Genomic DNA, 23538 nt, shown 5'->3' on the forward strand with positions numbered 1-23538 from the left:
GAAATAATTTCTTATTAAAAAATTCCTAAATATAAGGACTTCTATGTCATTATATTTTCTGGATTCATTATACAAATTTACTTAGTTCATTAAAGTACTTTTGTGTCACTCGTCATCTCCGTACTATAATTTGTAAAAAAAGGTGTGGAGAAAAAATTAATAACAATTTCTCTACACCTTCTGGTTAATATTAGTTTAATAATGGAAGTTTGATAGTGAAAATGGTACCTTTATTCGTTTCACTCTCTACAGTAATAAAACCACCATGTGCTTCCACGAACCCTTTGGCGATAGAGAGTCCGAGACCTGTTCCGCTTTCATCACGAGTTCTTGACGTATCCCTTTTATAAAACCGGTCAAAAATATGTGGAAGCACATCTTCCGGTATTCCTTGGCCGGTGTTTGCTACTTGAATTATGAATGAGTTTGCCCGTGGTTGAGCAGAAATCTCCACCATACCCTGTGGAGGTGTATGCCTTAATGCATTGCCAACCAGATTTACAATAACCTGTGTCATTCTATCGGCATCAATTTGCAGAAAATATTCTGTTGGAATTTTATCGTACTGGAGTACAATTTCCTTTTCATCTGCCAGCCACTGTAAATGATTGCAAATTCGTTCAATAAGCAGGTAAATATCAATAGGCTGAATATTTAATGGGAGCTTGCCAGCTTCAGCAAGACTTAATTGCTGTAAATCTCTGACTAAACGGTTTAACCGATAAACTTCATCCGTAAGTTCAAGAATGATCTCCTCCGAAGGATTAATCACCCCTTCTTGAATTGATTCCAGCTTTCCTTGAAGAATTGAAAGAGGTGTTCGCAGCTCATGTGCAACATCCGCGACAAGTGTCCGTCTAATTTCTTCATTGCGTTCCAGTTTCCGTGCCATGTCATTAAATGCTTCCCCTAGTTCATAAAATTCACCGGTTGCTGAAATGCTGATTTCCTTTGCTTTTTCCCCACTGGCAATCTGTTTAATCCCAGTCATTAGGATCTTTAATGGCTTGGATATTTTTCCTGCTATGAAAAGACTGAATATGGCTGCTGTTAATGCTGCTAACAAACCGCTGATTAGGATGGTAGTATTGGATGAGTGAATAAACTCAATTTCAAGGTCTTTAAGTTTATGTTGATAAAGAACGAGAGTCCCTTTTTTCTCGCCATTTACAATTAAATCCACTTTTTTCCCCGAAAGATCCTTTCCGGCGGATCCAATTCTTGTTCCTGATGAGTCAGCAATTACCAACCCGTTTAGATCGACTAGAAGTATATCATCACTTGACATGGACATATTCATTCCCATCCCACGCATCATCATGCCATGTCCATTTCCGTTTGAGGAATCAGAACTAAAATATAGCTGCTGTACATTTTTCCATGAACCTGTTTCTTCATAATATTGTTCCAGCATTAGTTCCATTCGCACCATAAAATTGTAGGTGTGTTGGTCTAAATAGTCCTGGAAAGTAGCCCGTATCCTCGATTGCAAAAAGACAGATTGGCTTATTCCCATTAACAAAACAATTATGATGAATGCGATGATTAGCTTCATTTGAAGTTTCATTTCTTTTCACCAAACCGATAGCCGATTCCGTACACAGTATGAATGTACTTCGGATGAGCAGGGTCATTTTCAACTTTTTTTCTTAAATTGCTGACATGGGTATCAATCGAACGTTCATAAAGAACAAATGCCTCCCCCATCACACTGTCCATCAATTGGAGACGGCTATATACACGGCCCGGTTTTCTGGCAAGTGTCACTAGGATTTTATATTCAGTTGGGGTTAAATTCAAAAATTCTCCTTTTACTTTTACTTCATATGTTGTTAAATTGATTTCAATGTCGTCTCTTACCAGAACTTCGTCTGCTTCTATATTATCATCAGTTGAACTCCTTCTTAAAACAGCCCGTATTCTCGCGGCAAGCTCACGAATACTAAACGGTTTGGTAATATAATCATCAGCACCCATTTCAAGACCTAATAGTTTATCTATTTCTTCAGATTTTGCTGTTAACATAATCACGGGTAATTTTTTATGCTTCAAGCGGATTTCCCGCAGTGTTTGGAGGCCATCCTTATGCGGCATCATGACATCTAACAGCATAAGGTCTACTTCATGGTTTTCTACTAGTTGAACCGCTGCAGTCCCATCTCCTGCCTCCAGTGTTTCGAAACCTTCACTATGTAAATAGGTTTTAACCATATCCCGTATTTTCACTTCATCGTCTACTACAGCAATCATCTTAATCACATTTCTATCCTCCTTCTCTCGCTTTATTTTCTATTATACTTGGAAAATATCCGGTCACAGAGCTTAAAATATGACTACTTGGTTAATTTCCCGCCAGAAGGTTCTTACCTTGGAAAAAACTCTGAAGCAATGCCTCAGAGTTAAGAAAAGTTTATGATTAAATTAAAGATTTGTACCATTCCCGGTTTGGAATTGTTGATTGTCCGGGTAACTGCCGCATCCGCCGCCTTGCCCCATCCCCATTCCACGTCCATGCATTGAGCCCATATCATTCCGTTCGATTGCTTGTTCCATCATATATTCCATGTTTTTTAACATATTATCCATTTGTTCTTGTGTAAGATTTCCTTCTTTTACAAGCTTTTCGAGTTCAGTCTTTCTTGACTCTGTCATTACCTTAACAATATCTTTAACCTTGACACCTTTTTCTTCAGCCAAGTCAGCAATCGATTTACCTTCCTTTCGAGCTGCCAGATAGTCGTCTACTGACATGGCGAGTGCATCAGCTACTGACTCTTTCATAGAACCCCTCATACTCATACCCATACCCGATCTATTACCCATAGGTTCTCCAGTCATCGGGCAGGTAAAATCAGCCTGTCCCTGTTGAGGTGCCTCCTTCTTATCGGCTGTTTGAACAACCGACAAATTGTTGCTGATTGCTTGCTCATTTACATTTGCAGACGGCTTACCAATTGGAGCAAACATAGCTCCCAAAGAAAAAACTCCTACAAAAGCACCAGCAGTCAATAAATAACTCCATTTCATTAAAACCAACTCCTTTTAAAATTTATGTAAATCAATTTTCAATTTCATCATACTGAACAACTTTCCAGAATCTTTAAAGGAAATATCAAGAAAATGTTAAGATTTCTCCTTTTTAAGTAAAGCTGTTTTCACAAAGATTCTTATTTTTATAAGACTTTTAAAAAGTGTTCAAGAAAATGACAAAAATACTCTTGTTAAATATGAGTTAAATAGCTTTTAAATAATAGTTTGGTATTTATTCATATTTCTTTTATAAAAACCTATACCACATTGGGTATAATGAATGTGAAATAAAATACAAAGGAGGTAATCTACCAAATGCAGAAAAGGAAATATCTTATGATCATTCTTTCCCTGATGTTATTTACCATCATAGTGACTGGGTGTTCTTCTAATGAGAATGCAAAAGCTCTTAAGGATGATAAAGGGAACATAGTAGCCTTGGACAATAAGGAAAAACCTACTTTACTTTTTTTCTTCACAGGGAATAGTTGAGACTACTGTAAATCACAGCTGGTCGAGCTGCAGAAAAGTAAAGAGTTATTTGTTGGGTTCCCAGGAGATATTTATGCTCTAAGTGCAGATTCAGTAGAGCATCATAAAGAATTAAAAGCGGAGCTGGGTCTAGATTATCCAATATTATCTGATAAATACCTACAAATGATTGAAAAAGCTGGTTTAAAGGATCCAAGTGAGCCTAAATCACTAAGAGGATTTGTAATACTTGATAAAAAAGGAAACATCATCGAATCACGTCAAGTAGATCCATTTGGAGATGAAGCAGCAAACATTATTTCGTATGCTGCTGAAAAACTAGCACAATAAAATAAGGTGAGAAGTCCTTCCAGCAAAATGGAGCTGGACTTCTCACCTTTTAAATAATAGCCCTCTTTTAACATTAAACTCGAAGGATTGTAAATTGTCCGTCTCCGAATATTGACTTTGTATAATCAATTTTTACATTATTAAAATAAACTTGATCACGTTCATTAACTAAAAACTGAATTCCGTCTAGTTCAAAGATTTCATCAGTATCTAAAGCCGACTCCTCCAGAGTCAGGCGAAGCTGCGGCCCCCCTCAGCCAATTCCCATTGATAAGCGGATCAGCGGCTTTTTTCCTTCTTTGATTACATCTTGAACATCATTTGTAATTTTTATAATTGCTGCATGGGTTACTTTCACCATTTATTTATCCCTCCATAATAAAGTCACTATCTCTTTGTAGTTAATAACCAAGCGCTCATGCCGCCTTTGACATTCATCACTTTTGGAAATCCTATTTTTTTAACTTCCTACTAAACTACTGTCTTCTCATACCACTTTTAATCATTGGTTTTAATAAAAGGAATATCATTGACAAGAATTATATTATACCCACATAGGTATAATGTCAACGTTATTCTCTTCATGAATTAATAATTAAACTTACTGTTTTCAAAAGCAATAAAATGAGCATCAATGTTAGAAGCTCATTTTATTGCAAGATCTCCTTTATATATTTGATTTTTCTATAACTATTTCTGTTACCCCAAGTTCATTTGTGCAATTTTCAAATTTTAGATCTTATTGTTCAATTTCAAATGGCCAGGCATTCATACCCTCAGTCAAGTTATAAATTTTCTTAAAACCTTTGCTTGTTAAAATTTCACTAGCTTGGACGGAACGGTTGCCGCTACGGCAGACCACTAAATAGGGGTCATTTTTTTGTAATTCATTTAATCTTCCTTCTAATTCTTGGACTGGAATCAACGTTGCATCAGGAATATGCCCCGCTTGAAATTCTTCTTGCGTTCTTACATCTAACACGACAACTTCTTTGTTGTCTATTAATTTTTTTGCTTCATCTGAAGATACATTTCGATATCCTTCATTTCCACATGCAGTAAGAACTAAGACTAAGAATAGGGCTAAAAAGAGCAATATTTTTTTCAATGTACAACCACCTTTAGACGATTCCTCCTGATTACTCCAGGGGGTATAATTTTATTATATAAAATTAAAATCTATCATCAATCCATTTTTCATCTTTTATTTGAATGTTTTTTGAACAAAAACATATTAATGAACAATTTTGGTCATTTTAAAGATAATACGAGTATTTTGGAAAGGAGTTTAATAAAATAAAGCCAATGATCATTTTCAAAAAATGTCAGGAGTTTTGTATCCACAAAAATAGAAGGTGCAAACTTTTATTCAGGAATAATTGACACAAAAACTGAGACTTGATTTTTCATATGCAACTATAAATCTTTCAGAACAAAGAAATGTGGTAAAAATACCAAAAATTAAATCAACAAATGACGGTTTATTTTGTTATTCTTACTAGCCTGCCCTTAGTCGAACAAGGTAAAGGCGATGCCTTTTTAAAGCATCGCCCCCTGTTCAATATGTTTACCTAAAATTTATAGACAGCCCTATGTGGATCTACATTAGTATCCCTAAAATTATTTTTAAGGAACAGAGGGACAGGTTTACTGCCCCATATTATTTACTTATTTTTAGTTCTTTGGGCTCTTATTGCAATTTTTTCAAGTCCATTTTCTCCCGCAATTTCTGCATCTGCTTTTGTTGGTAGAGCATTTTTATTATTCTTAAACTGGTTATTCGTTCTTTTAGCCATTTTTTCACCACCCTTGTAGTTTGAATTAGTTGTCCCTTCAAGGATGCCGACTATTATAAATACACCATATAAAGATATCTGAGCAGTATTTTTTCATATATTGTTCGTTAACGGCACCCACATATTAGTTTGCTTTCTTTTTTATAGGTTATGCGATTTGATTTTTTTCTTAAACTGACCCGATACTAGAATAAGAAAAAAGCCACCAAAAGTGGTACCGATTTAAGCATACAGATAGGTAAGGGTTGGAAGTTATCTCTCCCTTTTCCCCCGAACAAGCGTCTTTCACCGCATACGGCGTTCAAACTAATCCAATTCAACTAAATTTCCATCATCCTTTCCTTGAGGTTAGTTTCCTTGCTTTTTTTTCTTTATCACATTATAAAAATAATTCGCTAGATAAAAAGCAAAAGCTATATGGCATACCCAATCATAGCGAAAAGGACTAGGAAGACCTCGAGCTCCGATTATGAAAAAAACATATACAGCGAATATTACATTTCTTACCCCATTTGTCGTGTACGATGATACTAGTCGTTTTAAAACTATGTCAATTATAATCCATAAAACAAATACCACGTTCACAAAAATACGAATTTGGTAATATTCTTCGATAATCTCTTGTCTAGTTGCATACATCAAGAAAAAAAATACGCCTAATAATATTCCAATGACCATATAGCATTTTAACCAAATCGGATAATTTAATGTTTTCATTTTAATCCCAACCAATCCCATTTTCTGTTTTTCTTTCCATCTAAACCATCAATCCAGTCAAGGAGTAATGTTCTAGGCTAGAGAATGTAGTTAGCACTATACCACCCTTTTGCAAAAAGCGTTCCTGCTTAATTACAGAAACGCCGTTGTTTAAATTTTATCATCCTTTTTTGGTCAAAAATCTAACTTTTTTCTGAACTTTTTCATTCCTTATTAAACTATCATGACCCGTTACTTATTATTTGGTAAATGGATTGCATAAACAACACCTTACCTAATCCTTTTTCGTTTTTTCTGAGTCATCCGTACCTCGTTTCACTACAAAAAGTGCCTCTAGTCAGTGATTAAAATCTATACTCCCTTCCTTTTTGATTATGGTATTATGGAAACAGTCAATCATTTAAGGAGTGAAATCATGAGTGTACATAAAGATTTGATTAAACACGCGGAAAAACAAAATAAAATTTATAAAATGTTTTTAGCTCTTGATCAACAACGGGAAAGCTTTATCGAGGAAGCTCTTGAGTTATGTAAACATGGCAGTCCCTTTTCAACAGATAAAATAAACGAAGTAACGAATAAAATTAATAAAATAAATTTGCGATTTATACCGACGAGGAAAAACGTTACCGTTGATATGATTAAGGATTACGTAAAAAATTCATAGCTATCAGTGCCTGTACTGTTAGCTATTTTTAACAAATAACGGACAGTCTGTGTACTGCCCGTTCCCATTATAAACTGGAGATTAGATATTTTTTCCCACTCTAAATGAATAGAGCCATCACCAAGGTATTATAATAACTACCCTTAATATAATTTTCTTCCTTTATCAGACCTTCTTCTTCAAATCCTAATTTTCTATAGAGATGGATCGCATGATCGTTGTCTTCTCGTGTCACTAGACTTATTTTTCTAGTCACTCCATTTTGTTTCGCCCAATCAATTAGCGATTCCATTAAGATTCGTCCTAGGCCTATTCCCGTATATGTTTTGCTTATCACAATGCCTAGCGTCCCTACATGCTTGGATCTAGGCTTTTGGCTAGAATTTATGGATGCGATACTGACCATTTCGTCGTTAATGAATGCCAATAAAATAATAGAGTTTTGTTCCGCTCGAGCTGCATCTAAAAATCCTTCATATTCCATTACGTTTCTTTGAAACTCATTTTTCCCAAAGGAAAGGAAATCGGTTTCTCCCCCTACTTCATTGTAGAAATCGATCATTTGCTCTGCATCTTCTCTTGCTGCCTCTCTGATACTCACGGAAATGCCATTTCTCAATTTTACTTGTTTCATAACTTTCAACTCCTTCCAATGTGATATTACTATTACTATAATCTTGGCTTTTTTGAAATGCAATCAGATTGTATTTCGGTCATAACGAAAACCTTTGCAAGTATAAAAGCAGTGAATTCCACTAACGAAATTCGATTAATAAAATTATATTTATATAACATATTTCTTGTCACATCCCGTTATTTTTAGCATTTTTATCATATTTAAGTATACTAAAATACTAATATGAAGGAGAATTAAAGGTTTTTAAAATTACTAGCTCATGTGTTGTATTTGTTATGCAACTAGCCAATTTTTAATGTTGCTGTGAGGCTCAGTGTTAAACTGAATCACCAATGGTATTGGAAAAGAAAAATTAATGCGTCTGAGAGCAAATCTCAGACAGTAAAGGAAGAAGTTGATTTATGGCTAGTCCTCCCTTTATAGAACAATATTCTATGATAGTATGTAAGTAAAGATAAGTAGGACTTATCTTTACTATACATAATACCATTATTGTAAATAGGAGACTAACTAACTGATGAATGATTTGACCAATCTCCCTGAATTAACGAATGAACATTACTTAACGCAACTACAGAATAAATTAGCAAATCGAAACCTACTCGATGAAAATAGAAACCTCTCCCTTACAGATAGTTCCGAGCAAGATTTTTTGGAGTTCTTTTTTTTAGAAAAAGTTTTTACGATCGATAGGTCACTATCCCCTCACACGATCAAAGCCTATCGTTCAGACGCCAAAACTTTGCTCCTCTTTTTAACGGAGCATTCGCTTTCTTTTCGAGACATCGGCTTTCCTGAAGTCAAAGCCTACAATAAATTTATTAAAGAAAAGTATGCCTCTAAATCGGCGATAAGGAAATTAGAGTTTTTCCGGAGATTATTGGACTTTGGATATGAAACGCAATTTTACAAATCACATCTTTCTACGTGGATCTCAAAACCAGCAGCTAAAAAAGGTCACTATATAGTAGAAGAAACAGCTGCAGAAGAAGCACAAACCCGTGTGCAAGTTAGAGAATTAAATCAAAGAGATGCGGAATATTTAATCTCCTTCCTACCGAAAATTGTGAAGGCCAACAGGAATCGTGAACAACTAGAAAAGAGGAATTTATTGATTGGTTATCTTCTCTACACAACAGGTCTTCGTGCCAGTGAGCTTTTAAGTTTGAATTGGGGAAGTTTCCGTTACAATCGTCAAGGTTATTTATATGCGGATGTGATTGGAAAAGGAAAAAAACATCGTACAATACCCATAAAAGAAGAGACTAAAGAACTGTTATTGGATTATCGGAGGAGTCTTGGGGAGTCTGTTGCTATTGATCCAGATGACATTAGTCCACTTTTCTTCGCTCTATATAATAAAAAAGAGCCGCATAAAGATAAAAGACGGTTAACTTATCCAAGCCTATATAAGATTGTAAAGGAAGCCGTTCATTTGGCGGGAAAGCATTCGAAGGTATCTCCACACTGGTTCCGCCACACCTTTGTCACGATGTTGCTTGAAAATGATGTACCGCTTGCTGTTGTGAAAGACTGGGCTGGTCATTCCGATATTTCGACCACTAATATCTATTTAGAACGTGTGAATCAGGATAACACTCATGTTCATTTACAAAAAGTGAATCTGTTTAGATAATATTGATTTTTTACTTCATCCAAATTTTAATTGAAAATGGAAGGCGATCCGAACGGATGCCATAAAATAGTGTATCAATGTTTATGTCACTCTCACATGACACAAACATTGATACATAATGTTACAACGATTTTGTCATTAGATAAAAGACATAAAAGTCTAAACCAATTGGATGAATAAGTCTAAAACTAAAATTGAGTTATTTGTGGGGAATTATTAATTTGTTTTCTTTCTTTTACTTCTCAAAAATAAAAAAGCTATCCTCTTTTTTAGAATAGCTTTGGCTAACTAACGAGAGCTCTTGATTTAACATAAGCCTCTCCATTTTTTACTTCTATGATTTCATCAAAAATATTTAAAGCATCTTCATCTTCATGTGTAATCATGATACAAATACAGTCTTTCATATTTTCAATCAAACGATATAGCAACTCGGAATTTTCTGAATCTAAAGCAGAGTTAGGCTCATCTAGTAAAAGTAGCTGCGGTGATTGAAAAATTGCTCTAGCTATTGATACTTTTTGGCGTTGACCACCAGATAAACATTCTCCGTTACTTCCCACGTCTTCATTGAGCTTTAGTAACAAAGTCTCGAAGTCTAGCTGTTTGATTAATCGTTGAATATCATTCTCTAAAAAGTTGTCTTCGTTAAACAAGTTTATATTATTTAATATCGTGCCTTGGAATAAAAAATTATCTTGATCCACAAAGCCAATTGAATTTATTGTGCCTTTATGGTTTTTTTGATTAATATAGATTTCTCCATTGTATCCACTAATTAATCCAGCTATTATTTTTAATAGTGTAGATTTTCCACAGCCGTTGCCACCTACAATTGCATACTTCTTCCCTTTCTCAAATCTTAAATTGATATTCTTTAAAATTGGCGCTGTAGCATTTTCATACACATAAGAGATCCCTTTAAGATGAATTTCCCGTATAATATTGAATTCATGATTGCTACTTTCCGCAACCTCTAATTTCAATATAGATTGGATTTGCTCTCGTATCGGTTTTGTAGATGTTACCTTATTTACATCTTGCGCAATATTTATAGATGGTTCGATAACATACATGATTAGCTGAATAAAAGCTATTAATGAGCCAACAGTTAGCATTTCTTTACTTACCAAATATCCACCAAGTAAAAAAATAATAAGCATAATTAATATCGTAGCACTGCCAAAAATCACATTCGCCTTAAGCATTGTATTTTTTAGATGTAACCTTTTCTTTTCAAGAAATTTAATATTTTCATTAGCCTTTTCAGAAAATATTTTTTGTCGGCAATATATCCGAATAATGTTGAATCCTGAAATGATCTCATTAGTAATGTTTATATATTTTCCATTTAAATTGATATGTTCCTCTTTTAGTTTAATAATTCTAACTGAAAATACTAACGGTAATACGCTAATTAAAATAATAATAACTACTAGAGCTAACGTAAGCATTGGTTGCAAAACAATTAAAGTAATTAAAGAGCAGCTTAACAATAGTCCTTTTGTGATAATATTCAAAACGGCATTATAATAATCTTCTTCTAGATTTTCTATATTAGCATATAGCAAGTTTTGATATTCTTCTTTATCATATTGATTAAATTGTTCAAATGAGGTGTTAAGTATGACACTATTAATTTGTTCACGTAACTGGATCATTCTATTGGCTACATACGAATTATTAAGTTTTCCAGATGTATATACCAAAACCATTTGTGAGATACCTAAGCTACTACAACCAATATATAGAGGCATTAGCCTTTCGTTTCCTCCACCTATTAGAGTATCTGTTATGTTCATTAATGATAAAGGAAAAGCTACCGAAACAATAGATACAAGTAAATATAAAGCAATAACAAAAATAAAATGTGCATTCCATTTAAAAAATCTCATGGCTATTTCCTACTTAAACTTAATTTCGCTTGACCAACTACATAGTGCAATCCAATACTTACAACTAATATTAACAATAAAGAAGTATAAGGAGAGTTATTCGCTGAGATCTCTAAGTTAGCAGACTGATATTTCAAACTTTCTTTCAAAATTTCATCGATCCTCGCTTGTACAAACACCGTCATGATGATGCTGAAAATTATGTTAGGTAAAGCATATATAAACAGCTTCATATATATTTTCTCTCGATTCAGTTCGATGAAAAAAATGAGTAGCGCACTTAGCAGCATTGGAGAAAGCATATAAATTAAAAGTCTAATTACATCCATGCTCTCTGTCATCATAAAAAAAACAACAAAAATGATTTGAACTATTGTACTCATCAAAATAATTATTTTGTTTTTCATTTAGATCTCCCCCTCAAATCATTATCATATTGTATAAAAAGTGGAACAAAATAGTATAAAGTAAGTTTCTCGTCTTAACAAAAATAATCCCCATTACGAATGATCCCGGAAGTCGATATAATATGTTTTCAATAAAAGGTTCGTTTAAGTGCGTAAAAAAGGCAAAGAATATGCTACTCAGAATAATGACAAGCCAATGACTTTTTGTTAGCTTAAACAACAAGAAACAAATCGCTCCTCTAGCCCAAAATTCTTCCGTCGTTGCAACAATCAACATTTGAATTCCATTAAGTATGATGTAACTTGTAGTTTGTCCAATATAGAGTAGATAACTGGATACGAAAGCCATTACAACTAACATTAAAATGATATCGTATTTTGACATCGCTTTTATTCCTATGTCAACTAAGCTCACTCGATACCTTATCTTCAAATACAAATAAGGAATTAAACAAAAACCTGACGTCATACTAATTGCGACAATGAATAAACTAAATATTTCCGATGTGATATTTGGGAACGAGAATAATAATAATAATCCGGAAATGGAAACGAACATTAACGGTAAAAATAAGAGTATAAGTGTGTCCATTATTACGCTAGGTCGATCTTTTATTAAAGATGGAGATGGAGATGGAGATGGAAATGAAATGAATAAGCGCATTTACAAGTCCCTCCTTGAAAACGACCGAATTCCAATAATATTACATATTACAATGAAGCCTCCTACTAATAATGTGTAGAGTATAAAATTTATTGTCAGCTGTGTGTGATCAGTTGGTGTAATGGACATTAACCCATTTAAGTAATATTCAAAAGAAATATATTTGACTACTGGAAATTTACCTAAAAACGTAAAAGCAATAAATACGACACAAAATATAATAATAGCCGTATTTGATTTTAAAAATGTGCTTAGCATCATGCTGAAAGAAATAACCAAAAAATATAAAAGTACAATGCCGATAGACACATATAGCAACCCTAGGAATTCATCTGGTTTAATAAACTGTGCGGTAGCAATATCTTCTCTTTTTACAGTAAACAAGTAGTACATAACAATGGAAAAAATCATAAAAAAAACTGTTATCAAAGCCACAACACTATACAAACCTGCTATTTTAGCCTTATATATTTTTGCACGGTCTGTAATACGCTGCGTATAAAGAAGGATGCTTCTATTTTCTATTTCTCCACCAAGTGATTTAGCAGCAAACAAGGCCGTAATCAGAAAATAAATAAAAAGCATTTTCACAAATACTATCATATTTACAAGAAAGCTAAAGCCATATTCTTTTGTATCGCTATTAAATACAATAATTGATGAATTAAAATATGCCCCTAGACTATATAGCATAGGAATAGCCAACATTGAAAAAAGCGCTAATATCTCTTTACGCTTTATTATTTTTTTCCATTCAATTAGGAACACTGTTTTAGAATTTAACATATACTTACTCTCCTCTAAAAAGCGTCATTAAAGATGGCTCGGACACCTCAATGTCGACGATTTTTAAATTTTGCTGGGTAATGCTTATAATGACATCATTTAGTTGAGTGCTGTCATGTACGATAATTTTGTCCCCTTTTCGCTCAAATGTAGGGAACGATCCATGCTTTTTTTCGCTGTCATCCACTGAGATAAGATATCGTTTACTATCATCAAAAATATCATCAAAAAGCTTTTTTCCATTGTCTATATATATAATCCGATCACAAACATCTTTTACTTCATTTAAATTATGATCTGAAAAAATAACTGCTCTACCTTCTTTTTTGGCTAAGTCTTTTATCAGACTTTTGACTAAGTCTCTTCCCAGTACATCTAATCCAACTAACGGTTCATCGAGTATTAAAAGTTTTTTATCTCTTAATAATGCTTGAGCCAAACCTAGTCGTTGCTTCATTCCAAATGAGAATGTTTTGACGAAATCCTTTTTTCTTTCAATTAAGCCAACTAAGCTCAATACTCTCTCAACATCTTCTTTAATTTGTTTTTTATCTGTAACACCTTCAGCTAATAACAGTAATTCTAAGTTTTGGTATGCGTTCAAATAATCGACGAATGCACTTTCGATTAAAATTCCAAATTCAGCAATTTTTTCTTTATTGTCCATCAAATTTTGTCCCTCATAAAATATTTCACCAGAGGTTATATGAATATTATTTGTTAAACAATTCATCAGAGTTGTCTTCCCGGAGCCATTTTTTCCAATAAGCCCAATTATTTCTCCCGCATTAATTTCTGCTGAAAAGCTATCTAACGCTTTCACTTTGGAAGATTTATATACCTTTGTAACTTCTTTAAATTGAATCAGCACAACTACCCCCTCCAAATAGTAAGAAATAGGTAGCCTTAATTCACCGATCAAAGCTACCAATCTCTTATTACCCAATTACCAACTCTTACCATAACTTACACAAACAATAAAACCTACACTTACGCAGTTAGGCTTCGTTGCAGATTTTTTAGATGCGAATAACATATGTATCACCTCCTTTAAATGGAAATAAAATGACTATTTAAAATTGCAATAGATCCACCTAATTAGATAACTTTGCTACGAAGAGACATTTATAAACGAACAATCCATTTCCCGAACAAATCTATCAATCTCTTAAAATTCAATTACCAACTTTTACCATAACTTACACAAACAATGTAACCAACACTCACGCAGTTAGGTTTCGTTGCAGATTTTTGAGATGCGAACAACATTTGGATTCACCTCCTTTCAATAAAAATGATGTGATCTATATTAATTTGAAATAGATTCCTTTAATTTTTTAATAGTGCCACGATAGAAGGTCTTAATAAACGGGCAATATGCATCACGTTCGGCTAAATTCCTTTTATAAAGCCAGCTTCGTCCTCGACAACCCCCGCCACATAAATAGCGATATTCACACACACTACATCCATTTACCTTATCCACATTTAACTCATTAAAAATATTGTTCTCAGAATGAAGTGCATCATATAAGCTGCCTTCTAATAAATTCCCCAACTTTAATTCATCATTATGAAGCATGTGACAAGGATAAATTGACCCATCTGCACTAATGCTAACAATCTCCTTTGCCACTTCGCAATTACCTCTGCAAGTTAAACATACTTCCCCTGTTGGCATATCCATAATCTGGACATTTTCATCTAACGTTAAAATTCTTTTAGAAAAATTGACGAGTGATTTTTTGTCAAAAATAAAATCCTTGAACAATTCGTCATTCGGATCAACAGTGAAAATACTGAATGATAGCTTCACACCTAAACCATTCGCAAATTTTAAATAGTCGTTCGTATACTGCAAGTTACGTCTATGTATCGTTGCAATTAAGTTAATCGAGACCCGCGGACGTAAAAATTCGATGTTTGAAATAATTTTTTTCATAATACCTTTATCTCGAATGAACTGTGTTTCTTCATTGAAACCATCTACTGAAATATTTAAGACATCAATATATTTGAATGCCTCCAGATGCCTTTCGTAGAACATCGTTCCATTTGTGATTACACTTAAAAATTCAATTTGTGCATTTTCTTTTATATATTTACAAATGTCTGCAATGTCCTTTCTAATAAATGGCTCACCTCCTGAAATTACGATTTGTTGTACACCATTTATCTTTAATTGATCTATAATTATGCAAACACTTTCAAATGGAAGTACATCTCTTTCATTACGGTTTTCAACGTATGAATAACACCCGATGCAATTCAAATTACATCTATCCGTTAAATGTAAATACGCAGCTTTTAGTTTCGTTTCTGGTAATTCTTCATCAAAAAAACCTAGATTTTTCATATAGTCGAGCATTTGAATAGTTTTTTCAGTAAGATGATTTTCTGCTAATTCTGCCCCTTTTATTATTCGATCGACAATGTGCTCTCCCTCAGTATCCAAACCAATAATGGATCCATTGGCTAAATTCCCAATCATTCTGATTCCTTCAATCTCAAAAACTTCAACCTTTGAATGAAACGTATATTTTTTCTCTAGAATCATTTCCTCACCCACCTTAATTAATAGTTTGTTTTTTAAATAATTCGCATGAAAAAATTTCTAATTTTTAACATTTATTATCACTTCTAATATAATTAAATATTTAAATTAAATCAATAATTATTTTATGATAATCATTAAATAATTATTGATTTAATTAAATTAATGCTTTATATTTGTATGTGAAATTATACTAATCAAATATTTTTATTAATTCAGTTAAATTTTTTCAAAAAAAGAAAAAGTGCATTTAATAGAAAAAGTTCTATTAAACGCACTTTAATTAAATACCATAATTTAGAAAAATTATTCAAATAGGAAGATTAAAATACTAACACATCATTTTTTCAAAATATCTTTTTCAACTTCTTTTTTTCAGGTTTCAGTTCAAATTTTATTCACAATTTAGATTAAACATTTTCGTCATCCTCATCATCATCTTCAACATACTCTAATATATCTCCTGGCTGACAGTTAAGCACCTTGCAAATTGCATTTAATGTCGAAAAACGGACAGCTTTCACTTTACCTGTCTTTAAGTTAGATAAATTAACGATAGATAAATCCACTTTTTCTGCAAGCACACTAAGTTGCATTTTTCTTTCAGCTAACATTCGATCTAATCGAATAATTATCGCCATACTTTCACTTCCTATAATGTAGCATCAAATTCCTCTTGTAAGAAGGAACCATATCTAAAAATTCGCCCTATCGTCCAAATAATTAATCCACATAAAAACATACTCCAATTTACCCCGAAAAAATGATAGGATACTGACTTTATCCAATTCGCACTCTCCATAAACTGTTCAAGCGTAAACAATTGACTCAGAGCGTAAATTAAATATGTTTGAATAGTGTTAATCACAAAACTTAAACTAACGAAACAATACGCAACCTTTTCAATACGTTTACTATTCGATAGAGTAAAAATTTCCCCTTGCATGATTGAATTCAAAAACTTTTTCACTAAAATGATGATGTAAAAAATGATTGAAATATAGATTAATACTATAAATAAAAGTAGCACTATTATACCTTTGTCATAATGGAATTTTTTTATAGCCGGCTCAGCTAAAAATAACTCAAACCCAGAAAAATTAAAGGATGCACTAAATTTCCCACCCTCTATTAAATTTAATACAAAATTTTCAGAAATAAGACTTGCGAAAACAATTAGAGCACCAAAGAATAATAATAGACAACTTAATACAATTAATAAAGCTGTAAAGATCATATTTAACCCTTTAATTAGCACTTTAAAATTCTTTTTTTCAATCACCAGTTCCATAATTTCTTGCCCCTTTCTTCGGTATATATTAAAATATTGTGGCATCTCTTTTTCAGTAGTGTAGATGAATACTTGTGTAGCTACAAAGCTCAGTGTCACATGGTAGATTCAATTCATGTATATTTCGATATTAACCTGTTTTGTCGCTTGATTCTTCCGATACGACGCCTAGATGCAACTAATCCTTGTTTTCTAACTTATGAATAATCTTTCGAGTACCATAGTTCTGGCAGCTCTTATAGAAAATCTCTTCGATGGTACCGGTAAGTACTTCTTCCGTCTTCGATAAATCCAACCAGGCTACCATTCCCACCTCTGACAGTAAAGTACTCCAGCCGGATGCTCTTGATTCATAATTAGTATACCCTGAAATTGAGTTAGTCTACTAGACCTCAATTTTTTGTCTAGTTAAGTATAGCCGATTCATAAAGTCTATGTATTCAAATATTCTATATAAATGATAACACCAGTAAGTCATTCCTATATTATTACTCTATTAAAAATTACTGTTTATTATATTATACGGAATAGTAAAAACACGTCTGAGATAAAATCAAACGTGTTTTTCTACATTTAGATTCTGTTATGGTCTGCTCGCCAGTTTTGGATCGCTTTTTTAATGTCATCAGGTTTTAAATTTTCCGCTACAGCTCGTTTGCTTAGCTCAGGAAATTCCTTGTCATCTGCAAAACGTAAAGCAACCACTTGCGAGATACTGAGTTTAGAATCTAACAACTGTCCCGTTAAAACAAAAGAACGAAGATTTTCTTCCGCACGGATAGCACGATCTTGAGCTTTTAATGGATATAACCGCAAAAACACTGCGACGATTACTATGATCATCATCATCAAAAATAGGATGATGGATAGTAGAATGTTCTCCTCTTGATTAATGGAACGAACCATAAAAACAATAGTAGTTACTAATGTTCCTAATAGTAAGACCGATAAAACATAATGATAAATCGGGTGCACACGCACATGCGATTTATAGTCTTGATTCTTCATTTTTTTCCACCCTTTTCTTTTCCTTTTTTCATTCTTATTCAGTTTAACCATTCACTTATTCCCATTTAAACGTGTAGCTAGCAATAATAAATGCGCCTACAAGCCAACCGCCTAAGATCATTGCCTCTGTCCCTAAGCTCATAAACGATGCTCCAACATTCATCGTTTCTCTTAATGCGTGGCTAAGATGGGCAATAGGTAATATTTGAACAATGGGTTGCAGAAATTCTGGCATGTTTTTGATCGGGAAAAACACCCCTCCCATAAATAACATCGGAAACGAAAGAAAACCGGCAATTGGTGCCGCACTTTCAGGTGTTTTAGCTATGCCTGCAATAATAAATCCAATCGCCATAAAAGCCAGTGTCCCTAATATGACAAAACTGATTAAGGTAAACCACGACCCTCGGACTTCAATGCCAAAAATTAGATGCGCCACACCCAGAACAATCAGCGCTTGCATGCCATTCAGTACAAGTCTGGCAGTAATTTGCGCCGCAATAAAAGTTGAAGCCTTTAAAGTGGTTCCTTGCATTCTTCTTAATATTCCTCGTTCTCTCCAGGCAGCAATTTGACCTGCGACGCCATTCATGTTGTTACTCATAATCATCATGGCCACAATCCCAGGGACTAAGAAATCAATATACTTTAAATTTAGTGTTTCTATACCCTTAGAATCTGTTACCACTACCGGATGATAATCAACCTTTTCTTTACTAATTCCATCTACTGCATTATTCACTAACTGAATACCAACTTGTGATGCAGCCATGTCCGTTTCATTATAGTAAACGGGAAGTGAGAAGGGCTCCGTTTTTGATGGTGAGCCATTTAAGCTTAAATCGTATCCTTTAGGTATGATAACGACTAGTTGTAAATCACCTTTTTTCAATTTGCTCAGTGCCTTTTTTTCATTGTTCTCTTTTTTTATATCAATCGCCTTATTTTTATTCAGATTATTCACTAAATCTTTCGATTGAACGGATTGGTCTTGATCAACAACCCCGATCGATAAAGAAATTCCATTTCCATTTCCTAAAAATGAACCTAGCATGGTCATGAGGAAAATCGGAAATGCCAACGTCCAAAATAAGACCTGACGATTTCGAAGGAAAATACGCAATTGCGATAACGTTAGCTGCCAGTATGCTCTCATCCTTCCCTTAATCTCCTTCCAGTCATATGTATAAACACATCTTCTAAGGTAGCTGATCGTGTTTGTAAATCTGTTAATTTGAGTTGTTTATTTGTCGCCAACTGAATCAAGCTGGTTAAAGTGATTTGAAGATCATCTGTATAAAGAATATACGCGTCCTTTTGATTCCCTACCTGTTTAACCCCTTCGATTTCATGTAAATCCACTTCAGCTGATTCATTCTCAACGCGAAACTCTACTGCACTATCAGACTGCAGGTTTTTTACAAGCTGAGAAGGTGTGTCTAAAGCAATAAGTTCGCCTTGATTCATGATCGCAATACGGTCGCATAATACATGCGCTTCTTCCATATAATGGGTGGTCAGAACAATTGTTTTCCCTTTCTCTTTTAAGAGACGAATAATATCCCATAGTGTTCTTCTTGCCTGAGGGTCAAGACCTGTTGTTGGTTCATCTAAGAAAATAATCCATGGATCATGCACAAGTGCTAAGGCAATAGCTAATCTTTGTTTCTGTCCTCCTGATAAACTTTTAATGCGGTTTTTCCTTTTATCGGTCAGTAGCATATCCTCAATTAAGGAAGTAATAGAAACCTGTTTAGGATAAAAGCTTGCATATAAATGTAGTATTTCTTCTACCGTGAGCAATTCAAAGAGTGAAGTCGATTGTAATTGAACACCGATCACCTCTTTTACTTTTTTTAACTCTCTGGTGATATCGAATCCACCAATCAATGCTGTTCCCTGATCAGGTTTTCTTAGCCCTACCAACATTTCTAATGTTGTTGTTTTCCCCGCACCGTTTGGACCAAGAAGACCAAATACTTCACCTTTATGAACGTGAAATTCTATTCCTTTAACTGCCGAAAAATCGCCATATTTTTTCACTAGATTCATTACTTGAATGATTTTTTCATGAGAATCCATCTGTCACACTCCACCTCACTCAAAGTCAAAAGTAGATGCTGCTTACTTCTATTAATCTTTATTCTTGGTAAATTGTGTCCATTGTTGTTTTATTAATTAAACAACTCTACATACCATTATTCTATAAAAAATATTTTATTCCTCTCTAAATAAAAACTATTATCACTGTACGTCAAAAAGGAGTCGTTATCCGACTCCTTTCTTACAAATAAACGACCCTCATTGGTTATTAATATATTGAAATTAGGGCACCGTTCTTATGGACTACGGTTACCTGCTGCCCAGATTTTTTTTCGTATTCAGGTGCAGAACCGTATGCCACAGTTAATACGAATGGTTCATCCTTATACTGAAATTCTACGGTAAAGTTGTCAGCTGCCCCCACAACCTGTACTTTAGTAAAAATGGCGGGCCCGGGAATAGTAAGGTTTTGCCCAATAAGAACCATATCTAGGCGAAGTCCATTCACCTTTTTCAGATCCTCTACCTTTACCCCAAAGCGCTTTGCAATTCCCCATAATGTATCTCCAGGATTCACCTTGTACATTGGTGGCTTAATGTCTTTTGTTTGAGAGGCAACAGTTAGTTTGATTTTTTGACCAATGTAAATTTTATCCGATTGTAAATGATTTATCTTTGTTAATTCATTTATGCTAACACCAGATTTTTTTGCCAGTGCGTAAAGGGTATCCCCTTTTTGGACTGTATAAAGACTGGACAATTCTTCAGGTTTTACGGATTGTACATGGTCAGGTACCATAATCTGCTGTCCAACTATTATTTTCTCTGATTTTAAACCATTAACTGCCATTAGCTGATCTGTACTGACATTATACTTTCTTGAAAGGCTGTATAGGGTATCATTTTTTACTACAGTATATGTTGTACTACATGCTTCCACTTTTGTATTCATAAAAACAAGAGCTGTAAATGTACCTGCAATCGCGGCTGTTGCCAATTTTTGATTGCGCGCTCTCATCCTTTTCTTGCGTAAATCTGCTAATCTTTGTTTTCTTTTTATATACATAATACTCACTGTTGCAATTCCCCCATATAAATAATCTAAATAGAATACTTTACAGAGTTTCGACGCACCCGTCCATTTTATGACTGTATATTTAATAATTCCCTCCGTATCCACCATTTATTTAAAACAATCTTGCCCTTGTGAACAAAATAACCTCTTTTATTCGTCCCGATTTGGATAGAAATACTCATAGGTTAATTTGTTTCCGTTTAAAGTAATTGTGATTACTTCATTTCCATCTACTGAAACAAAAGTGTTTACAGATCCTTTTCCAGATTCTTTCTTCCAATTGTCAAAACGGTTATCATAGCCTCGCGGAATTTTTTCTAAATAATGATTAAATGCCTCGGTGGATGCTCCTTCCCAACGATACACTTCGTAATTATTTGAAGTAACCGAAATTGGCTCTAAATCAACTGGGTAAATCATCTTTCCATAGCCGTGGGTCACGTAAAGCGGCTCGTTGTGATGATAAGGCTTTTTCCCTTTCAACTCTAATGTAGAGATCGCCTGAAAAATGTCAGCGTACTCAATCTTTGGATAATCAAAGGTAAACTGAATCCATTTCTCTTTCGTCAGTGGTATAAAGAAGTAGTACCGAAAGGCAACGTCCTGCATTTTCACATGCTCGATATACATGAATGTCTTATATGGGAAATGTTCAAGTTCTTGGTTTACATGCATCGGCTTGGAATGAATAATTGAGTTCATTTCTGCTTCGGTTACTTCATTAACGGTTCCAAAAGGAATTGGATTATTTTTGTTGTAAAGCTCTAATTTCTCACCTGCTTTTTTACTAGTAACATCCTCAAGCTTCCAGCTGAAAAATTCATGATTAATTACGAAATATTCGGAACTATTTTGCTTTGGTTTTTCCTCCATCAGCATGAATAGGAATCCTCCAAAAATAACAACCAGCAATGAGGCGGCGATGATGCTTTTCCATTGAAGGAGCTTATATGGATGAGTTTTAGAGGGTTGACCTTCGATTGATTCCCGAATCCTTTTTCTTACAGCTTCTTTTTGAGTGTCTGTTGATCTGATTTGCTGGAGCAGCTTCCATTGATCATCAAAATGTTTATTCGTCATGATTGTTCCCCTCCAATTCCGTTCATTTTCCTAAGGGAATGTAGTGCTCTTGAAAGCGTTTTTCGAACCTTTACCTCGGACCAGTCAAGAATTTCTGCAACTTCTTTTGTAGTACATTCTTCAATCTTTTTTAACGTTAGTACGAGGCGATAATTTGGCTTCAGCTTTTGAATGTTTTGCATTTGCAGAAGGATCATTTCCTTATTTTCAATTATTTGTTCTACATCAAAGGAAGAAGCAATTTCCTCACTAAATCCAACCGCGGAAAAAAACCTTTTCCGTTTTCGCTTACGAATTTCATCGATAACCAAGTACTTTGCGATACTAAACAGCCACGTTCTAACAGTCGACCTGTTTTCAAATCCGTCTATTGCTGTGAAAGCGCGGACGAATGTGTCATGAACTAAATCTTCGCAGTATTGCTTATCACCAAGCATGAATAGGATAAAACGATAAATATCATCATAATGTAGTTCATACCAGTCCATCACGAGCTCTTCCCTGTCCTTGTTCAACCCCTCTTCACCTGCTTTCCAACTTACTTACTTATCAGTCGTGTAATTAGGTAAAATGTGACACTCTTTTAAAAAAAAAACTGCCAAAAATGGCAGCCTATCTTTACATTTCAAACTCCCATTCATCCCTAAGGATTAAATATAAAACAAGGAGTGTATTTTCTAAATCAGCTTCGTTGTTCCCCGCTACTTCCAGCCCAATCTTCGGAAAGAGAATGTCAGCGATTTGTTTTGTCAGTTGATTTCTTTCCTCTAAAGATAATTGAGTAAAACGGCTAGCATATGTACTAACCAGCTTCCAATCTTTATTTCCTAATGATTTTATAGTCCAATCATCAATGATAAAATCATCCTTGGAAATCCCACGATTTTGGATTTCTTTTTCAATGGCAGAAAGTTTTTTCTTCCGTTTCATTTTTCGCTCATGGACAACAATCGTCCCCGCGACAACATCGCCAAGCCGCTTATGTTTAGAATGAAAAAAAATCATTATAATACCAAGAAAGTAAGCTGTTGGTAAGGAATCAATAATGCGGATAAGATTACGGATAAAGCTTGATAGCAATGTGATACTGTGACCATTTTCCTGGATCACTCTAATTCCAATCAGTTTCTTGCCAATCGTCCTTCCGCCTGAAAAAAATTCAAATGCAAAAAAGTAGCCCCCATTTAAGATAGAGAGGACAATGATCATAATCGCTAACGGAATAGTATTCTCAAACATAAAAAATGGAATGGGTGACGTCCCGTTCATAATCAGCAACACGATAAGGAAAATTAGAATATTAACAATGGTTAAAAGGAGCAGATCAATTAAAAATGCCGCGGATCTGCTTCCTAAACCAGCGACTTGAAACTGAAGTGAGACGTATTCAGGTGTTTTAATATCCATTTGCTCTTGATTCATCAGGTTTC

At 34.1% G+C, this 23538-nt stretch carries 24 protein-coding genes and 1 pseudogene; 3 read left to right on the forward strand and 22 right to left on the reverse strand.

What is annotated here, in order from left to right:
• Nucleotides 1-190: 190 nt before the first annotated feature.
• The 3 genes from M5A78_RS04165 to M5A78_RS04175 form a co-directional block, all read right to left on the reverse strand.
• Entirely contained in the window at nt 191-1567 is a 1377-nt protein-coding gene (locus M5A78_RS04165) for a sensor histidine kinase (protein WP_248734023.1), read from the reverse strand.
• Nucleotides 1564-2259 (reverse strand): response regulator transcription factor, encoded by a 696-nt coding sequence (locus M5A78_RS04170; protein WP_248734024.1) that lies wholly within the window; start codon nt 2257-2259, stop codon nt 1564-1566. Before M5A78_RS04170 ends, M5A78_RS04165 begins: the two co-directional genes overlap by 4 nt.
• A 162-nt stretch (nt 2260-2421) precedes the next feature.
• The gene (locus M5A78_RS04175; RefSeq protein ID WP_248734025.1) at nt 2422-3027 is read right to left on the reverse strand and encodes a DUF2680 domain-containing protein; all 606 of its coding nucleotides are present in this window, start codon (nt 3025-3027) and stop codon (nt 2422-2424) included.
• A gap of 510 nt (nt 3028-3537) precedes the next feature.
• Here M5A78_RS04175 and M5A78_RS04180 point away from each other — a divergent pair.
• A pseudogene (locus M5A78_RS04180) lies at nt 3538-3852 on the forward strand (redoxin domain-containing protein); the annotation flags it as partial.
• A gap of 739 nt (nt 3853-4591) precedes the next feature.
• Here the strand turns inward: M5A78_RS04180 and M5A78_RS04185 are convergent.
• Nucleotides 4592-4960, reverse strand: a complete 369-nt coding sequence (locus tag M5A78_RS04185) for a rhodanese-like domain-containing protein (RefSeq protein WP_248734026.1) — start codon at nt 4958-4960, stop codon at nt 4592-4594.
• Nucleotides 4961-5516: 556 nt separating this feature from the next.
• Entirely contained in the window at nt 5517-5648 is a 132-nt protein-coding gene (locus M5A78_RS24665) for a hypothetical protein (RefSeq protein WP_264760433.1), read from the reverse strand.
• A gap of 1132 nt (nt 5649-6780) precedes the next feature.
• Here M5A78_RS24665 and M5A78_RS04190 point away from each other — a divergent pair.
• Nucleotides 6781-7032 carry a DUF2533 family protein gene (locus M5A78_RS04190; protein WP_248734027.1) on the forward strand — a complete coding sequence of 84 codons (252 nt, stop codon included), beginning with the start codon at nt 6781-6783 and terminating at the stop codon, nt 7030-7032.
• A 100-nt stretch (nt 7033-7132) separates the two neighbouring features.
• On the opposite strand, the gene M5A78_RS04195 is transcribed toward M5A78_RS04190, so the two are convergent.
• Nucleotides 7133-7666, reverse strand: a complete 534-nt coding sequence (locus M5A78_RS04195) for a GNAT family N-acetyltransferase (RefSeq protein ID WP_248734028.1) — start codon at nt 7664-7666, stop codon at nt 7133-7135.
• Between the two features lie 520 nt (nt 7667-8186).
• On the opposite strand from M5A78_RS04195, the gene M5A78_RS04200 reads away from it, so the two are divergent.
• On the forward strand, nt 8187-9305 hold the full coding sequence (locus M5A78_RS04200; RefSeq protein ID WP_248734029.1) for a tyrosine-type recombinase/integrase: 1119 nt from the start codon (nt 8187-8189) through the stop codon (nt 9303-9305).
• A gap of 284 nt (nt 9306-9589) precedes the next feature.
• Here M5A78_RS04200 and M5A78_RS04205 read toward each other — a convergent pair whose 3' ends face one another.
• From M5A78_RS04205 to M5A78_RS04275, 16 genes are all read right to left on the reverse strand, one after another.
• On the reverse strand, nt 9590-11200 hold the full coding sequence (locus tag M5A78_RS04205) for an ATP-binding cassette domain-containing protein (protein ID WP_248734030.1): 1611 nt from the start codon (nt 11198-11200) through the stop codon (nt 9590-9592).
• A gap of 2 nt (nt 11201-11202) precedes the next feature.
• Nucleotides 11203-11607 carry a hypothetical protein gene (locus M5A78_RS04210; protein WP_248734031.1) on the reverse strand — a complete coding sequence of 135 codons (405 nt, stop codon included), beginning with the start codon at nt 11605-11607 and terminating at the stop codon, nt 11203-11205.
• Nucleotides 11608-11620: 13 nt separating this feature from the next.
• Nucleotides 11621-12271, reverse strand: a complete 651-nt coding sequence (locus M5A78_RS04215) for a CPBP family intramembrane glutamic endopeptidase (RefSeq protein WP_248734032.1) — start codon at nt 12269-12271, stop codon at nt 11621-11623.
• Nucleotides 12272-13057: an ABC transporter permease gene (locus M5A78_RS04220; protein WP_248734033.1), complete on the reverse strand. Its 786-nt coding sequence runs from the start codon at nt 13055-13057 to the stop codon at nt 12272-12274.
• Between the two features lie 4 nt (nt 13058-13061).
• On the reverse strand, nt 13062-13979 hold the full coding sequence (locus M5A78_RS04225; RefSeq protein WP_248734034.1) for an ABC transporter ATP-binding protein: 918 nt from the start codon (nt 13977-13979) through the stop codon (nt 13062-13064).
• A gap of 387 nt (nt 13980-14366) precedes the next feature.
• Nucleotides 14367-15614 (reverse strand): radical SAM/SPASM domain-containing protein, encoded by a 1248-nt coding sequence (locus tag M5A78_RS04230; protein WP_248734035.1) that lies wholly within the window; start codon nt 15612-15614, stop codon nt 14367-14369.
• Between the two features lie 407 nt (nt 15615-16021).
• Nucleotides 16022-16252, reverse strand: coding sequence for a helix-turn-helix domain-containing protein (locus tag M5A78_RS04235; protein ID WP_248734036.1), 231 nt, complete (start codon nt 16250-16252; stop codon nt 16022-16024).
• A gap of 11 nt (nt 16253-16263) precedes the next feature.
• A complete protein-coding gene (locus tag M5A78_RS04240; protein WP_248734037.1) occupies nt 16264-16902 on the reverse strand; it encodes a DUF2975 domain-containing protein in 639 nt (212 codons plus the stop codon).
• Between the two features lie 178 nt (nt 16903-17080).
• Nucleotides 17081-17209 carry a hypothetical protein gene (locus tag M5A78_RS24670; protein WP_264760434.1) on the reverse strand — a complete coding sequence of 43 codons (129 nt, stop codon included), beginning with the start codon at nt 17207-17209 and terminating at the stop codon, nt 17081-17083.
• A 266-nt stretch (nt 17210-17475) separates the two neighbouring features.
• Nucleotides 17476-17961, reverse strand: coding sequence for a DUF6526 family protein (locus M5A78_RS04245; protein ID WP_248734038.1), 486 nt, complete (start codon nt 17959-17961; stop codon nt 17476-17478).
• 4 nt (nt 17962-17965) lie between these two features.
• On the reverse strand, nt 17966-19066 hold the full coding sequence (locus M5A78_RS04250) for an ABC transporter permease (RefSeq protein ID WP_248734039.1): 1101 nt from the start codon (nt 19064-19066) through the stop codon (nt 17966-17968).
• Nucleotides 19063-19992 (reverse strand): ABC transporter ATP-binding protein, encoded by a 930-nt coding sequence (locus M5A78_RS04255; protein ID WP_248734040.1) that lies wholly within the window; start codon nt 19990-19992, stop codon nt 19063-19065. Before M5A78_RS04255 ends, M5A78_RS04250 begins: the two co-directional genes overlap by 4 nt.
• Before the next feature lie 229 nt (nt 19993-20221).
• A complete protein-coding gene (locus M5A78_RS04260; protein WP_248734209.1) occupies nt 20222-21019 on the reverse strand; it encodes a LysM peptidoglycan-binding domain-containing protein in 798 nt (265 codons plus the stop codon).
• A gap of 159 nt (nt 21020-21178) precedes the next feature.
• A complete protein-coding gene (locus M5A78_RS04265; RefSeq protein WP_248734041.1) occupies nt 21179-22108 on the reverse strand; it encodes a hypothetical protein in 930 nt (309 codons plus the stop codon).
• A complete protein-coding gene (locus M5A78_RS04270; protein WP_248734042.1) occupies nt 22105-22623 on the reverse strand; it encodes an RNA polymerase sigma factor in 519 nt (172 codons plus the stop codon). Before M5A78_RS04270 ends, M5A78_RS04265 begins: the two co-directional genes overlap by 4 nt.
• Nucleotides 22624-22726: 103 nt before the next feature.
• Complete coding sequence (locus tag M5A78_RS04275) at nt 22727-23530, reverse strand: RDD family protein (protein ID WP_248734043.1); 804 nt, start codon at nt 23528-23530, stop codon at nt 22727-22729.
• Between the last annotated feature and the right edge of the window lie 8 nt (nt 23531-23538).

Origin of the sequence: Neobacillus rhizosphaerae (genome assembly GCF_937468385.1) — a bacterium.
GTDB lineage: Bacteria > Bacillota > Bacilli > Bacillales > Cytobacillaceae > Neobacillus > Neobacillus rhizosphaerae.